This window comes from Synechococcus sp. R55.4, assembly GCF_047461935.1.
Taxonomy (GTDB): domain Bacteria; phylum Cyanobacteriota; class Cyanobacteriia; order Thermostichales; family Thermostichaceae; genus Thermostichus.
The window spans coordinates 1-15,479 of the sequence record NZ_JANSIF010000013.1 but is presented as its reverse complement, the minus strand read 5'-3'; the positions used below and the strand labels follow the sequence as shown (position 1 = coordinate 15,479).

Genomic DNA, 15,479 nt, shown 5'->3' with positions numbered 1-15,479 from the left:
GAGAGTGGGATGAACCAGTCATTGGGGCCTTCTGAGCCAGAAAAGCCACAAGATAACACCGCAGAGGACTCCACCGAACCAACCCCAGACAACCACCGAGCGGATCTCTCAGAGCTGCGAGGGATCCCCAAAAAACAGACGGGCATCGAGGGCTTTGAAGACATCAGCCACGGTGGGCTGCCCCTGGGACGCACCACCTTGGTCAGCGGCACCTCCGGCACCGGCAAAACCCTGTTTGCCATGCAGTTCCTTTACAACGGCATCGTGAAGTATCAAGAGCCGGGGATCTTCGTCACCTTCGAGGAAACCCCCGCCGATATCATTCGCAATGCCTCCAGCTTTGGCTGGGATCTGCAGGCCCTCATCGACAGGGGCCAACTGTTTATCCTGGACGCTTCCCCCGATCCCGAAGGCTATGAGGTGAGCGGCAACTTTGATTTGTCGGCCCTCATCGAGCGCATCCAGTACGCCATTCGCAAATACAAAGCCAAGCGGGTCTCCATCGACTCAGTGACAGCCATCTTTCAGCAATACGACCCTGCCGGTGTGGTGCGGCGGGAGCTGTTCCGCCTGACGGCCCGCCTCAAGCAGGCCAATGTCACCACCGTCATGACCACAGAGCGCACCGACGAGTACGGTCCCATCGCCCGCTACGGTGTGGAAGAATTCGTCTCCGACAACGTGGTGATCCTGCGCAACATCCTGGAAGGAGAGAAACGGCGGCGCACCATCGAGATCTTGAAGCTGCGGGGCACCACCCACATGAAGGGGGAATATCCCTTCACCATCACCAATGACGGGATCAACATCTTCCCCCTGGGAGCCATGCAACTGACCCAGCGCTCCTCCAACGTGCGGGTCTCCTCCGGCATCGAGAAGCTGGACGAAATGTGCGGCGGCGGCTTCTTCAAGGACTCGATTATTTTGGCCACCGGCGCCACCGGCACGGGCAAAACCTCGCTGGTGAGCAAATTCCTGGAGCGGGGCTGCCTGGATGGGGAACGCTGCATTCTCTTTGCCTACGAAGAGTCGCGGGCGCAGCTGTCCCGCAACGCCTCCTCCTGGGGCATTGAGCTGGAAGAGTTCGAGCGGCAGGGCCTCCTCAAGATCATCTGCGCCTACCCAGAATCTGCCGGCCTGGAAGACCACCTGCAGAAGATCAAAACCGAGATGATGGCCTTCAAGCCCTCCCGCATGGCCATCGACTCCCTGTCAGCCCTGGCGCGGGGAGTGAGCCAAAATGCCTTCCGCCAGTTTGTAATCGGGGTAACTGGCCTGGCCAAGCAGGAGGAGATCACCGGCTTTTTCACCAACACCACCGACCAATTCATGGGATCCCATTCCATCACCGAATCCCACATCTCCACCATCACCGACACGATTATCCTGCTGCAATACGTGGAGATCCGCGGAGAAATGGCCCGCGCCCTCAACGTCTTCAAAATGCGGGGATCCTGGCACGACAAAGGGATCCGCGAGTACCTCATCTCCAACGCAGGCATCCAAATCCGCGATTCCTTCCGGGGCTACGAGCGCATCATCAGCGGATCCCCGACCCGCATCAATGTGGATGAGAAAAACGAGCTCTCCCGGATTGTGCAAAACGTCCAGGCCCTGGAGGAAGAAGGGTTTTGAGCAGTTAGGTGGATAGAAGGCCGTTATGACCACCCATCCCACTTCCGAAGCAGCGCCCACATCGGAAGGCTCCCCAAAGCCGCTGCTCGGCGAAGAACGGGTCATTCTCCATCCCATTGGCTGGAAAACCTTCGAACAGTTGCTGGCAGAGGTGGGGGAGAACCGCAGCACCCGTTTCCACTACTGGAGAGAACGTTTAGAAATCATGTCCCCCCTGGCTCCCCATGAGGGCAGCAATCGATTCCTGGAGAGTTTAATCGTGGCCGTTGCGGAAGAGTGGAACCTGAATTTGCGCCAACTGGGATCCTGGACCATGCGACGCCCAGATCTGCAAATGAGCGCAGAGCCAGACTCCTGCTACTACATCCAAAACGAGCCTCTTGTTCGCCACAAAGAAGAAATCGACTTGGCATCCGATCCCCCACCGGACTTGGTGGTGGAAGTGGACATCACCAGCCCTTCTCAGCGACGCTTCCCCATCTATGCCCAACTGGGGGTTCCGGAAATCTGGCAGTACAATGGCCGCACGTTGCAATACTTTCGACGGCAAGGAGACACCTACTGCCCTGTTGTAGAAAGCCTCAGTTTTCCCGGCTTGCCTGCCTCAATCCTGCAGGAATTTCTGGAGAAACGCTTGATCCTGGGGGAGATACCGACCCTGCGACAGTTCCGTGAGTGGGCACGGCAACAAACCCGCTGATCCGAGCGAGTTTCCAACACCGTGCAAGCCCTGCACTTGCAGTTGGAGGGGGAAGATAGCCCAGACACGAATTTCCCCGCAGCCAATGGCAAATTGGTGGTAACCCACCCATAAATTGGGTAGTATGCCTCTAGCAGTAGCGCAAAGGGCGGGGTTTCCCGGCGTGTTTAGTTTTCTTGGTGGTTCCAAAACCCGAACCATGCTTGGGGTGGACATCAACCCCGAGCGCATCGCCGTTGCCCAACTGAAAAAGCAGGGCAATGGTCGCTATCGTCTGGCCCACTACCACAGCGTGGAAATGCCGGAAGGGGCGATGGTCGAAGGGCGCATCCTCGATCCGAGCACAGTTGGCTTGATCCTGATGAATTTGCTCAATGAAAACAAGGTACCCACCAACCTGCCGGCAGCCACAGCAGTGCCCGTAAGGGAGGCCATCGTTCGTCTCATTCGCCTGCCTGCCGACCTACCTGCCGATGAGCTGCGCCGGGTGGTTTTGGAGCAGGAGGCCGAACTTTACATTCCCTATCCGCGGGATCAGGCGGATGTCGATTACCAACCCTTGGGTCTCGATCTTTCCCAGGATGGCATTGAGCGCATCGAAGTCTTGCTGGTGGCCATCCCCAAAGAGGTGGTGGACAACTACCTGGAGGTGCTGCAGGTGGCCAACTTGCAGGTGCGCTGTGTGGAGCTGGCCAGCTTCTCCCTCATTCGCACCATCCGCGATCAGCTAACCCAGTACGGCCCCCGGGAGGCCGTGTTGCTCAGCTCCATCGGCTACGACAGCAGCGAGATCAGCATTTTGGTGAACGGGATCCCGCAATTTACCCGCACCGTCAACATCGGCACCATCCACATGCGGCAGGTGCTGGCCCAATCCCTGAATCTGCCGGTTAGCCGCACCGGCGACCTGTTGCGAACTCTGAGGTTACCCTTGATCAACCCCACCGATATTTTGGCCACGGGAGAACAGCCAGCGCCCAGCAATCCCGGTGTAGCAGCAGTAACGCGCGTTGTCTCCGATTTGGCGGATGAACTGAAGCGCTCCATCGACTTCTTTACGAGCACAGAAAGCAGCTCGCCTGTGGTGAAAGTACTGCTGGCCGGAACTGGGGCAAGCATCGGCCAAATCGACGGCTTCTTATCTCAGTCGTTGAGCGTGGCGGTGGAGTTGGCGGATCCCTTTGGCAACATTGTCGTGCCGGATTCAGTGGAACTGCCCCTGGAGGAACGCCCAGCAATGGGAGTGGCCCTGGGGTTGGCGTTACGGGAAGACACCAAGTAGCGGCAGCAGGCAGCGCAAGCTCGCCCAACCGATGGAATAGCGCACAAGGCGGTTAAAGAGATGTACACACCGGAGATCAATTTCCTCAAAGAAAGGCCGGATGTCCTCACCACAGCTCGAACAGGTGGGGGAGAAGTAGTCGCAGCTGAGGCTGCAAAGGGATCCCAGAATTGGATCCCGGCCATTGGCCTGGGGGTTGCTGTTGCTGCTGTAGCGATGGGAGCTTTTTGGTATTTCCAAGACAGCTTTTCCCGCCAGAGAGAAACCTTGAGGGCGGAGCGGGCTCGCCTTGACAGTGAGCTCAGCACAGCCAATGCTGAGTTGTCCCAGCTGCAGAATGCCAATCAAGAGCTGCAAACCATTCGCGCCCAAACGGAAGGGTTCCGCTCCTTTCTGGGATCCGTCCAGCCTTGGTCGGCCATCTTGGAAGAGCTGCGGCGCAAGATCCCCGGCCAGGGGGTGTGGATAACCAACATCAGCGCTTCCGGGGATACCGTCAACATTCAAGGAGGAGCGCTGGACTTTCCCCTGGTCAACGACTTTCTGCTCACCCTGCTGGATTCCAACTTTGTGACCAGCGCCGTCTTGAACAGCAGCTCCCGGGTGGACGGTACAGACGTAACTGAACCCAGCGTGGAGTACGGCATAACCGTAACCATCCGTACTCTGGGGGATCCCGACCCGGAATTTACCCGCGAGCTGGAGCAGCGGGGAGCGATAGGCTTGGTTGAAAAGATCCGCATTTTGCGTCGAGTGGAGGCGAACTGATGACTGGATCGGTTGAAGGTTTTCCCGACGAACAACTGGTGGTTCCCCCGGCAGGGCCGCCGGTACTGCTGGGCGTGGAGCTGACCCCCATTCGAATTGGTCTTTTAATCGGGATCACAGGGCTAGGCGCGGCGGGGTTTCTGGCCTTCACCCAACTTCGCCCCTTGATCGAGGAGGTACAGGCTTTGGAAAGGGAGGTAGCCAACAAAACCACCCAGTTGCAGGACATAAAGAGCCAGATTGCCAGTTTGCAAGATGTGCCCAATCAGGTCGAGAGAGCTCGCGTGGAGCGGGAACAGATCAGTGCCCTGCTCTCCACCCCCGAGAATGCCGACACGCAACTGCTGGATCTCAACCGGCTGGTGCAGGGGCAGCCCAACAGCGAGCTGCGCAGCTTTAGCCCTTCTCCACTGACTCCAGCGTCTTCGGCCAATCCGGAAGTGCCTGGGATCATCGCTCCCGCCATCCAAGTGCAGACCACCCGTGTCGCTCTGCGTGGCCCCTATACGGAGCTGATCAATCTGATGGGAGATATAGAACGTCTGCGCACGCTGTTCCGGGTGAGCAACATCAGCTTAAATCCTGTTCAAGACACAGGGGAACTGGACGCTGCTTTTGATTTGATTGCCTACATCTACAACAAAGACGTTCCGTTGGGCACTGCTCCTCCACCTGAAGGGCAAGCCCCCCCTGAAGGAGAACAGGCAGCACCCAGCCAATAGCCTAGCTATGCTTCGGCTCAGGGGGAGATCCTGCCAGTGCGGGATCCCTTTTGGGTTTTCAGAAGACGGGAACAATCGCCGGTGCAGCACAGATAGTGTTGCCAAATCGAAGATCTGGGAAAAATTTCTCCCGAAACGGCTACAGGTAGTGGCAAAGTCCGAGATTTCGGCTTTGATTAGGGAAGCACGGGGTGAACGAGGCCAAAGGCACCCGTGGCGAGGTGAAGCAAGAATACGACTGGGTGAAGGAGTGAGGTGTGAGGATGATGAACCGTCGAGTTGCTTATGGGTGTGCGTTGGGCTTGATCCTGTCCCTGCCCCCATTGGCCTTAGAAAGCCGGGTCAATGAGGCAGCCGCTCAACAGTTGACCTCCGCAAACCCGCAACGCCTCAGCCGCATCACAGATATCCGCCTGGTGCCCAACGGCAACCGCATGCAGTTGGAGATCAACACCGAAGGGGGCGCTCGCCCACAGGTGTTCTTTACCCAGCAGGGACAATCTTGGATCGGGGACATCACCAATGCTCAATTGAGCGGAAGCCAGGGCCGCTATCGTCAAGAGTCTCCCTTGCCGGGGGTGCGTTTCATCGAGGCTAAGCAACTAGGCAATGACAGTGTGCGGATAGAAATAGCCGGCGTGGCCGCAGCTCCCCAAGGCTTGCTGGCTCGGCGCAGCCCGACGCAGTTGGTCTTCGATTTTGAGGGCCTACCCTCTGCCCCACTGGCTCCCCTAGCGGCGGTTCCCCCTCAACCCTCGTCCAACCAAGCAGCGCCCGGCCAACCGGCGTCACTAAACCGACCTCAGCCCGTGGCTCCTGTTCCTCAGCCCGCAGCTCCTGCCCCTGCCTCCCAACCGGTCGCTCAAAACCCTGCCCCTCCGCAGACAACTCAAGCGGCTCCTCCTGCACCTGCTGTTCCTGCTGCACCCGTGATTTCTCAGGTCCCCCCTGTGGGCCAGCTTAACCAACCTCAGCTGCCTTCGAGAGCTACTGATCCCAGTGCGTCTCCGTTTCAAGGTCGAGCAGTGGCTCCTCCGGCCGGAGATCTTGCTGTCGGCAATATTATTCCGGCTCCCCCTCCAGTTGACTTGGGTTCAAATGCCACAATTACCTTAACCCTCAAGGATGCCCCTGTGGGTGATGTGTTGAGTCTGCTGGTGCGTCGAGCTGGACTGAACGTAGTTCTCAATGACGTCCCTCCAGACCTGACGATTTCCTTAGATGTGGCTGATTCACCTCTGCAAGAAACATTTAACTTTATTTTGCGCCTGAAGGAACTTCAAGCATCTCGTTCAGGGCAAACGGTTTTTATCGGCACTACACTCCCTGGAGTTAGCCAGCAGATTGTCAAAACCTATAGACTCAATCAACTGAGAATCGAAGAAACAGAGCAAATTTTTGTCTTTAACGCTTCGGGAACTGCAGGGGGAGGAGGAACAGTTGAAATCAATGCTAGGCAACTAAGTATTACTCCGAGTGAAATCAGAAGTAGAATTTTGGCCATTCTGGAAGCATCAAATATCCCTTTAGCTCAAGAGTCAGCCATTCAAGCGGATCCAAGAACAAATTCACTGACTATTGTTGCCACACCTACCCAGCATGATGTAATTGCAGCATATCTTGCCCAAATTGACTTGAGAAGTCGACAGGTTTTAATTAGTGCTAGGTTTATTGAGATCAACCTAGATAATGATTCTAGTCTAGGAGTTGCACTGGGTAGTGCATCTGGCAACTTTGCTCTGGGGTCTGGAGATAACACTGTCTTCGGTGGAACTCCTCTTGACCAACCTGCAGGATCCTCAGTTCCTAATGTTGGTTCTTTTCCTGCTGCAGGGACTGGAGGCTCACTTGTGTTTAACACCTTGAATCGATTACAGCAATCTCTAGCAGCTCGTATAGATGCAGCCATTGCTTCAGGAACAGCTAAGATATTGGCCGATCCAAAAGTAGTAGTCGCGAATAACACTGGCGCAGCTATTGTGGTTGGCCAAGAAGTTATCACCAATAGGAGATTGCAAACAGATCCTGCGACTGGCATATCAACTGTCGTTTTTGAGAAAGGAAATGCGGGAGTCAATTTACTCATTCAGAATGTCAGGATCGATGATAACGGCTACATTACGCTGAACCTTCTTCCACAGATCTCATCTATTGGCAGTCAAATTACACTTTCTGATGGCACTGTTATTAGTTTGCTCAATCAGCGTTCTGTCGGAACATTGCAAACCAGACTTAAAGATCGAGAAACACTATTTCTTGGAGGATTGATACAAGAGGAAGATCGAGTATCTGTTGATAAAGTCCCACTTCTTTCTGAAATTCCTTTACTTGGCTCCCTCTTCCGCAGACAAAACACAACAAATACTAGAAGTGAGGTTGTCGTCTTGATTACTCCAGTTATATTGGAAGGTTAAGGCGAAATACAGAATTTCATCGTTTTTGGCCATCCACTTTTATGAGATGAATTGTGCATCAATGCTGAGTTCGAACTCTCGCTATCGACCTTGGGTCAGGCTGGGATCCTTGCTGCTTAGCTTCGGGCTGGCTTTGATTTTGGCATGGGCAAGAGTAGGCTGGACACAAACCCATCGCATTTCTCTATCGGTACAAGGGCAGAGTTATTCACAACTAGTGGAACAATCGCGTCCTTTGGTTTGGCAAGCTTTGGCGCAACAATTTCAAGCTCAACCGCAGTCAGAGCAAATCACTTTGGAGGTATTGGGACAAGCTGGGGAACAACAAGTACCCCTATTCACAGTGCGAATGCCTCGTAGCGTTTGGCAGCAGGCCCCCTCTCCTGCCCAACTGGAACAATTCAGCACTTTTTATCCTAATACGTTGGCTCTTTTACAGCCGCGAGCACCGCTGCAGCAAGCCCAGGTAGAATCTACTGCTCCCTTTGCAAATGGAATTACATTGGTCTCCAGCAATCCTTCCAATGGCCAAAGAGGGATCCCAATTGACCAAAATATCCATCTGCGTTTTGATCGACAGCTTCCAGCCGGAATAACAGGTCTAGCCTTCGGGATCCAGCCCCCTGTGGAGGTGGCCTTTGACATTCAGGGAAACGAGCTGATCTTTCAGCCTTTACAGCTACTCAGCTACAGCACAGATTACAGAATACTCTTGCCTGCAGCCAAAGAGCTGGATTTACAAAAGCCCATAGAATTGACTTTCCGCACCGAGCCTCAGTACAGTTACCAGCGAGATATTAAGCCCTTGCTAGAAGCCAGTTGTGTAGGTTGTCATCAGCAGGCCGGTCGGATGCGGCGCAGCCCTTTAGATAGTTATGCTGCGGTGATGCGTTATGTAACGCCGGGATCGGAAAATAGCGAGTTGCTCAAACCGCGTTGGTTAGCTCGTCATGCTGTCATCCAGCGAGCTGCAGGGATCCGTTTGAATGGGGGGGGAGTGGATGCCCTGAGTTTGTTGTCGCAGGGCAGGGAAGGAGCTGAACCTACGCCCAGGGTTCCTGTGAGTGATCCCCAGGGAGAGTCTCCCGGATCTTTTATCGGACGCAGTGGATCCCCAGAATTGGCCTATATTCGTCGCAACGGCACCGGCATGGATCGCCTAGGTCACTTGAGCGCTGATGAAATTCAAATCCTGCGTACCTGGATTATTCAGGATCAAGCGGCTGAGGCCCATAAGAGTTAGCCTGATGGGCTGGAGAGTCTTTACCAACAAAGATCCCTTGCTCGTTTGTTTACTTTAAGATTAGGAACCTACGAGATCAATTTGATGACAACCCCCACAGAGGATCGGCTAGACCGGATTGAGCGTGTTGTAGAAGTTTTGGTGAACCAGCAGAGGGAAGTGCTGGGGCGCGTCGATGGGTTGTCTCACCGGGTGGATAGCTTGACCGAGCAGGTGGATAACCTCACGGATCGAGTAGACAACCTGACTAACCGAGTAGATAGCCTGACCGACAGGGTGGATAACCTCTCCCAAAGTGTCAGCAAACTTTCCGCCGATGTCGATAAGTTGGGCTTCAAGTTCGACACTGCTCAATCGGTTGGGGAGCGGCTAGAGCGGCTGGCAACCAGCTTGATCGCAGGAGCCACGATTAGCATCATTGCCGGGGTTATCCTTGTGCTGCTCAGAGAGGGATCCCGTTAATTCTTTCCCGCCCCCTCGATGGAAAAAAATAGGGATCCCAGCCAATGGGATCCCTGGTTATCCTTCCTCTAGTGTTTCAGTCCTCAACACACCTTCCCTATGAGATGCTCTGATTCTAAGAGCCGACCCGTGAAAAAGTCGTGAAACTGACAGATGAGGTGGAAGGTTAAGCCTTGCTCAGGTGGTCAGGGATCCTGTTCGGGCAACAAGCGCCAATTCCACCTGATTTTCTTGGGGCTGCCCCAGTTGCACCTCCACATCTCGGCCAAAGAAGCCTTGCATTTTTTTCTGGTAGCTTTCCTGCCATTGTTGGAAGGGAACCTTGGGGGAATCGAACAGAAGCACCAAGGTATACCGGCCATCTCGCAGCTCTTCTCTGTACCCTCTCACCTTGGGCAGATCTGCTTCCAGAGGGCCGCGCAGACCCAGAAACTCCAGGGCATCTTCCAGGTGGGCATTAGCCCCGTAGCTATATTTGGTGATATCGGCGCGGACTTGCTTTTGAATTTCCGTGGCCTGCTGGGCGCGGGCTTGGATCACCTCGAGAGAAGGGGCGGCCAGGGCAGGTACCGGCTTGAGTTCCACTACCTTCATGGTTATCCCTCCCAACAGCAAGGGGATCCCGGCAAACAGGCCGATGAGATTGAGGGTGGGATCGTTGTAGTGGGCAAAGCCCCAAGCCGTGGCGGCAACGCCGGCCAGCAACACGAGAGTGCTCAGGGGGAAGGGCAGTTTTTCAAACATACAGGAGAAGAAGAAAGGCAACCTGAAAACCCAGGCTAGCAGGAAAAGCGCCAGCGGTGGACTTAGCCTCCATTGGGATGGATAATCACAAAATGCCCACCTGGTGTGTTGAGGAGTGGTCTGTGGTTCTGTCCAATCTGTCCAAAACCTCTCGTTGCTTGCGCTCGCTGGATCGCAAAGCCCAAGAGCGAGCACCTCTGTTTGAGGCCATCCGCCACTATTGCAGCTTGGATAAGGCTCCTTTTCACACGCCAGGCCACAAACAGGGACGTGGGATCCCTGCCGACTTGCGGACCTTTTTGGGAGAGAACGTCTTCCGGGCAGATCTGACCGAGTTGCCAGAGGTGGACAACCTCCACGATCCCGATGGCGTGATCCGAGAGGCCCAGGAGCTGGCTGCAGCGGCCTACGGCGCCGATCGCAGTTGGTTTTTGGTCAACGGTTCCACCTGCGGCGTGGAAACGCTGGTGATGGCGGTGTGCGATCCGGGAGACAAGATCCTCTTGCCGCGCAACTGCCACAAATCCGCCATTGCCGGGGTGATCCTCTCTGGGGCGGTGCCGGCCTATATCGAGCCGGATTTTGACCCGGAGCTGGGCATTGCCCACGGGATTACCCCAGCCGGTTTGGAGGGGGCCTTGGCGGAGCATCCCGATGCCAAAGGCGTTTTGGTAGTCAGCCCCACCTACTACGGGGTCTGCTGCGATGTGCAGGCTTTGGCCTCCATCGCCCATGCCCATGGCCTACCGCTATTGGTGGACGAGGCCCACGGGCCCCATTTTGGGTTTCATTCGGAATTGCCCATTTCGGCCTTGGAAGCCGGAGCCGATCTGGTGGTGCAGTCCACCCACAAGGTGATCTCCGGCATGACGCAAGCCTCGCTGCTCCACCTGCAGGGATCCCGTATCGACCCCAACCGGGTGCGCAACATTCTGCAACTGCTGCAATCGACCAGTCCCAGCTATGTGCTGATGATGTCGCTGGATGTGGCACGGCGGCAGATGGCACTGGAGGGAGAAGCCCTGCTGGGCCAAGCCTTGGCTTTGGCAGATCAAGCCCGCGCCCGTCTCAACCGCATCCCCGGCTTGCGCTGTTTTGGCCCAGAGCGTATCGGCTCCACCCCTGGTTTTTTCGATTTCGACCGCACCCGTCTCACGGTAACGGTGACAGAGCTGGGGTTGTTCGGCTTCGACGCTCACGACTGGGTTAACGATCACTTCCACGTGCAGCCGGAGATGTCCACCCTGCACAACGTGGTCTTCATTGTCAGCATCGGCAATACCCAGCGAGACATTGACCGCCTGGTGGAAAGTTTCGCCGCCCTGTCGCAACATTTTCAGGGATCCCGCCCATCCAGAGCGGCAATGGAAAAAATGCAGCGGCTGGCACAACTGCCCCGTCCTTGCTTGCCACCGCAACGGCTATCACCCCGGGAGGCTTTTTTTGCCCCCATTCAGCGGGTGCCTTTCCAGGAAGCAGCGGGCCACACCTGCGCCGAAATCATTTCCCCCTATCCGCCTGGGATCCCGATTTTGGTGCCGGGAGAAGAGGTGACTCAAGAGGCGGTGAACTATCTGCTGTTGGTGCATGAGGCAGGCGGCTTTATCAACGGCCCAGAGGATGTGCGCCTGCAGACCCTGAAAGTGGTCAAGGCAAGGACCTAATGCTCTCCTAGCGGGCTTATGGACGGGTTTTTGCCGTTTGCGCTGGGGGGAGCAGCGGCAGGGAGTTTGCCGGGGTGCCGGGGCGGCGGGCTACCTTCACCCGATCCACCCGTGGCCCCTCCATGCGCACCACCTGAAACTCCATCTCTTGGTAGGTGAACTTTTCCCCAGCACGTGGGATCTTCTGCATGTGGTAGATCAAAAAGCCCCCCAGCGTTTGGTAATCCTCGTGCAGAGGCAGGTTGAGGCCACAGCGCTCGTTGATCTCTTCAATATCTAGCTGAGCCTGGATGAGCAAGGTATTTTCGTCAAGTTCTTGGATGTCCGGCTCCTTGGTGTTGGGATCCGGGCCATCGGAGAGCTTGCCGACAATCTCCTCCACCAAGTCTTGAACGGTAATCAGGCCCGCCGTGCCGCCAAACTCATCCACCACCATCACCATCGGCCAGTGGTGCTGCCTCATTTCGGGCAACAGTTCCGCAATTGGCTTGTTCTCCGGCTCAAAGTGGGCCTCGCGGATAAAAGGCGTGATGGGGCTGTGGAGGTCGATGGATCCCTTGGCCAGCTCCCCAATGACTTCCTTGACGTGGATCAGCCCGCGGATGTCATCCAAAGACTCGCCGTAGACCGGGTAACGGGAGTGTCCTGATTCGGCCACCTCGGCCAGCACCTCTTGCACCGTTGCAGTTTCCGGCACCGCGTCGATGCTGGTACGCGGGATCATCACCTCGCTGGCCACCGTCTCGCCGAACTCGAAGATGTTGCTCAACAGCTCTCGCTCTTCCGCCTCAATGTTGCCCGACTCCACCGACGAGGCGATCAGCAGTTGCAACTCCTCCACCGTCATGGTGCTGTAAAAGGAAGTGGCCTCGGGGATGCGGACGCCCAAGATGCGCAGCAGGCAGCGGGAGGAGAAGCGGAGCAGCTCGACAAAAGGGTGGAGGAAGCGGCTGACCAAACGATTGAGCCAGGCCAGTTGCAGCGCAATCGGCTCGGAATAGAGGATGGCCAGAGTCTTGGGGATCAGCTCCCCTACCACGATCTGAAAATAGGTGAGCAGCGAAAACACCACTACCACCGCCACCCCCTGCATAAGGGCCGGATCCACACCCTGAAACCAGTCCAAGCGGCTCAAGGCCAAAAACAGCGTGGGCGAAACTTGGGTGGCTCCAATCCAGCCCAGCAATACACTGGCCAGAGTGATGCCCAACTGGGTGGTGGAGAGGGCATACTCCAGTTGTTCTTGGGCTTTTTGCACAATTGCCGCCTGGCGGTTTCCCTCGCTCGCCAACTGCACCATCCGGGAGCGCCGCGCCGATACCAAGGAAAACTCGACTGCGACAAAGAAAGCGTTGACGACCAGAAGACCGATGACCCAAAGGAGACTAAGCGACGCATCTCCCCACGAAAGCTCGGTGTTGGGGAAAGCAGCCGTCGAGGCTAAAGGGGGGTCGTCCATCAGGGGGAGCAGCAAGACGGATAGACAGCATTCTAGCTCAGACTGACTCGGCCACCTGTCCTCGGCCGGCAGTCGAACTGGTTTCAGCTATCCGTCAACTATCGATGACGCCCTCTCCATGCCCAAAATGCAAAGGATCCCCGGCTTTCGCAGTTCTCATTCATCAAGCAGTAACAGCTACAACCTTTTCCGGCAACGCTCACCCCCGCCTATGCAGGGGGCATCTCCTGGGTGCTAGTCGTCGATATCGACAATGTCACCGGTAGTGGCGTCGATCTTGACTTTAATGTCGTTGGTAAATTTCACTTCCCAAACTAGGCGCCCATGTTTAAGCTCCAACTCATCTTTTTTGATCATTTTTTGATCACGGCATTGGGCACGGCAGATCGAGCGATCCGAATAGCTTCCTCAATGGGGATAGGCGGAGCAGAAGATTGGGCAAAAGCAGTTTTCATGCTCCCACCTACCAGTAGCATCGGGCCGCCGAGGGACAAAATGCCAAGCAAAAGTAAGGCAGCAATCGAAAGTTTTGCAGACTTTATTTACAGCTGCTTGAGCAACCACCTCCTTACCCTACCACCCTGAGACCAAAGAAGCCTTGCCACAAGGAGCATTGCTGCCTTCACAAGGAGTTCACCCCCTTTGCGTCATAGGGTGTAGCTGCTCGGCCCCTCTTCAGCTACGAACTGTTTGCTTCTCCAATCCAACCCTCTCGGAAACTGACTGGCTAAACAACGCTGCTGCGGGGGAGGAATACCTCTACACCTATCCCGCGTGCTGCTACTACAGGCAGGGAAGTCATGCCGACGTTGGAGCTCCCGGCACTGCACGAATCGGTGATAATATTCCTACCTCTCATTCCTACCCCGGTGGGTGCCGACCATGCCAGATTTTCTGCCCTACGCCTACTTTCAGGGCCAGATTGTCCCCTTTGCTGAGGCGAAGATCTCCATTGCCACCCATGCTCTGCACTACGGGACAGCGGCGTTCGGCGGCCTACGCGGGATCCCAGACCCGCAAAACCCGGATCAAGTTCTGGTGTTCCGTCTGGATCGCCATTGCCGACGACTGAGTCAAAGCGCCCGCCTGCTCTGTTTTGATCTCCCTGCTGAACGGATTGAGCAGGTGATCGTCGAGCTGATCCGAAAAAACCGTCCCTCCACGTCTTTCTACATCCGCCCCTTGGTGTACACCTCCGACCTAGGCATCTCGCCGCGGCTGCACAACATTGAGAAAGACTTTTTCGTGTACGGCTTGGAACTGGGGGACTACCTCTCGCCAGAGGGAGTCAGTTGCCGCATCAGCTCTTGGGCCCGGCAAGAGGATCGCAGCCTACCATTGCGGGGCAAGATCACCGGCGCCTACATCACTTCCTCTTTGGCCAAAACCGAGGCGGCGCAGGCTGGCTATGACGAGGCCATTTTGATGAACTCCCAGGGCAAAGTGAGCGAAGCCTCGGGCATGAACATCTTCATCGTGCGCAATGGCGTGCTGATTACCCCCAGCTTCGACCAAGATATCTTGGAAGGGATCACCCGCGACAGCGTCCTCACCCTGGCCCGTGATCTGGGGATCCCTACCCAAGAACGGCCTGTCGATAAGTCGGAGCTGTTGATTGCCGATGAAGCTTTCCTGACTGGCACTGCTGCCAAGATTACGCCCATCCGCCAGATCGAGCAGTATGTCCTGCCCCCCTCCCGCCCCATCACTGAGCAGTTGCGGCAGAAGCTGACGGCAATTACCGAAAATCGGGATCCGGCCTATGCCCATTGGGTGAAGGTGATCCCTCTGAAAGAAAGCTAGTCCCTAGTCGAGGGGAGAAGCGTCATTATTGAACTGAGCACTCTAGATGGGTAGAGGGGGATCCCTTGCACGAAATTTCCATTACCTGGGCCGACTACCACCGCAAAATCGAGGAGTTGGCCGTCAAAGTCTACGAAAGCGGGTGGGAATTCAACCAAATCGTCTGTATTGCCAAGGGGGGGCTGCGCATCGGCGATACCTTGGCCCGTCTTTTCGACCTGCCCCTGGCTATTCTCTCAGCCTCTTCCTACTCTGGGCCCGGCAACCGCCAGCGGGGGCAACTGACCTTCTCGCGGGATCTAGCCATGACCACCGCCAACCTGGGCAGCCACGTGCTGTTGGTGGACGATCTGGCAGACTCTGGCATGACCCTAAAGCGCTCTGTCCACTGGCTCAAGCACCACTACGGCTTCTACATCGAGGAGATCCGCACCGGTGTGCTCTGGTATAAGGCAGCTTCCATCTATCAGCCGGATTACTATGTGGACTATTTGCCGGATAACCCTTGGATCCACCAGCCTTTCGAGCCCTACGAGCAGATGACGCCCCAGCAGTTGATGCAATTGCTACGCTCTTCCGGTTA

15 protein-coding genes are annotated in these 15,479 nt (G+C 56.0%); 11 read left to right on the top strand and 4 right to left on the bottom strand.

Annotated elements, in window-relative coordinates; all coding sequences use genetic code 11:
- Window positions 1–9 precede the first annotated feature (9 nt).
- The 5 genes from kaiC to NW842_RS04750 all read left to right on the top strand — a co-directional run bounded on the left by kaiC (window position 10) and on the right by NW842_RS04750 (window position 5,107).
- The gene (kaiC, locus tag NW842_RS04770) at window positions 10–1,635 is read left to right on the top strand and encodes a circadian clock protein KaiC (protein WP_414417575.1); all 1,626 of its coding nucleotides are present in this window, start codon (window positions 10–12) and stop codon (window positions 1,633–1,635) included.
- A gap of 25 nt (window positions 1,636–1,660) precedes the next feature.
- Window positions 1,661–2,335, top strand: coding sequence for a Uma2 family endonuclease (locus NW842_RS04765; RefSeq protein WP_414417574.1), 675 nt, complete (start codon window positions 1,661–1,663; stop codon window positions 2,333–2,335).
- Window positions 2,336–2,498: 163 nt separating this feature from the next.
- Window positions 2,499–3,617, top strand: coding sequence for a type IV pilus biogenesis protein PilM (gene pilM / locus NW842_RS04760; RefSeq protein WP_414417573.1), 1,119 nt, complete (start codon window positions 2,499–2,501; stop codon window positions 3,615–3,617).
- Window positions 3,618–3,677: 60 nt separating this feature from the next.
- Window positions 3,678–4,385, top strand: coding sequence for a PilN domain-containing protein (locus NW842_RS04755; protein ID WP_414373241.1), 708 nt, complete (start codon window positions 3,678–3,680; stop codon window positions 4,383–4,385).
- On the top strand, window positions 4,385–5,107 hold the full coding sequence (locus NW842_RS04750; RefSeq protein ID WP_414373244.1) for a hypothetical protein: 723 nt from the start codon (window positions 4,385–4,387) through the stop codon (window positions 5,105–5,107). The genes NW842_RS04755 and NW842_RS04750 overlap by 1 nt, the downstream gene beginning before the upstream one ends.
- A gap of 329 nt (window positions 5,108–5,436) precedes the next feature.
- Here the strand turns inward: NW842_RS04750 and NW842_RS04745 are convergent, their stop codons facing one another.
- Window positions 5,437–5,667 (bottom strand): hypothetical protein, encoded by a 231-nt coding sequence (locus NW842_RS04745; RefSeq protein WP_414417587.1) that lies wholly within the window; start codon window positions 5,665–5,667, stop codon window positions 5,437–5,439.
- Between NW842_RS04745 and NW842_RS04740 the strand changes: the two genes are divergently transcribed.
- The 3 genes from NW842_RS04740 (at window position 5,554) to NW842_RS04730 (ending at window position 9,226) form a co-directional block, all read left to right on the top strand.
- Window positions 5,554–7,521, top strand: coding sequence for an AMIN domain-containing protein (locus NW842_RS04740; protein WP_414417586.1), 1,968 nt, complete (start codon window positions 5,554–5,556; stop codon window positions 7,519–7,521). The two genes, NW842_RS04745 and NW842_RS04740, sit on opposite strands and share 114 nt — an antisense overlap.
- Before the next feature lie 349 nt (window positions 7,522–7,870).
- Window positions 7,871–8,764, top strand: coding sequence for an Ig-like domain-containing protein (locus NW842_RS04735; protein ID WP_414417572.1), 894 nt, complete (start codon window positions 7,871–7,873; stop codon window positions 8,762–8,764).
- A gap of 84 nt (window positions 8,765–8,848) precedes the next feature.
- Window positions 8,849–9,226 carry a hypothetical protein gene (locus NW842_RS04730; protein WP_414329093.1) on the top strand — a complete coding sequence of 126 codons (378 nt, stop codon included), beginning with the start codon at window positions 8,849–8,851 and terminating at the stop codon, window positions 9,224–9,226.
- Between the two features lie 177 nt (window positions 9,227–9,403).
- Here NW842_RS04730 and NW842_RS04725 read toward each other — a convergent pair whose 3' ends face one another.
- The gene (locus NW842_RS04725) at window positions 9,404–9,970 is read right to left on the bottom strand and encodes a DUF2854 domain-containing protein (RefSeq protein ID WP_414417571.1); all 567 of its coding nucleotides are present in this window, start codon (window positions 9,968–9,970) and stop codon (window positions 9,404–9,406) included.
- Window positions 9,971–10,047: 77 nt separating this feature from the next.
- Here NW842_RS04725 and NW842_RS04720 point away from each other — a divergent pair, with 77 nt between their 5' ends.
- Window positions 10,048–11,634 (top strand): aminotransferase class I/II-fold pyridoxal phosphate-dependent enzyme, encoded by a 1,587-nt coding sequence (locus NW842_RS04720; protein ID WP_414417570.1) that lies wholly within the window; start codon window positions 10,048–10,050, stop codon window positions 11,632–11,634.
- Between the two features lie 16 nt (window positions 11,635–11,650).
- Here the strand turns inward: NW842_RS04720 and NW842_RS04715 are convergent, their stop codons facing one another.
- Both NW842_RS04715 and NW842_RS04710 read right to left on the bottom strand, forming a co-directional pair.
- The gene (locus NW842_RS04715; RefSeq protein ID WP_414417569.1) at window positions 11,651–13,093 is read right to left on the bottom strand and encodes a hemolysin family protein; all 1,443 of its coding nucleotides are present in this window, start codon (window positions 13,091–13,093) and stop codon (window positions 11,651–11,653) included.
- Window positions 13,094–13,327: 234 nt separating this feature from the next.
- A complete protein-coding gene (locus tag NW842_RS04710) occupies window positions 13,328–13,450 on the bottom strand; it encodes a PepSY domain-containing protein (RefSeq protein ID WP_414417568.1) in 123 nt (40 codons plus the stop codon).
- A gap of 525 nt (window positions 13,451–13,975) precedes the next feature.
- On the opposite strand from NW842_RS04710, the gene NW842_RS04705 reads away from it, so the two are divergent.
- Together NW842_RS04705 and NW842_RS04700 are read left to right on the top strand one after the other, a co-directional pair.
- Window positions 13,976–14,896 carry a branched-chain amino acid transaminase gene (locus tag NW842_RS04705; protein ID WP_414343490.1) on the top strand — a complete coding sequence of 307 codons (921 nt, stop codon included), beginning with the start codon at window positions 13,976–13,978 and terminating at the stop codon, window positions 14,894–14,896.
- A gap of 65 nt (window positions 14,897–14,961) precedes the next feature.
- A partial coding sequence (locus tag NW842_RS04700) for a phosphoribosyltransferase (RefSeq protein ID WP_414373251.1) occupies window positions 14,962–15,479 on the top strand: 518 nt, incomplete at its 3' end.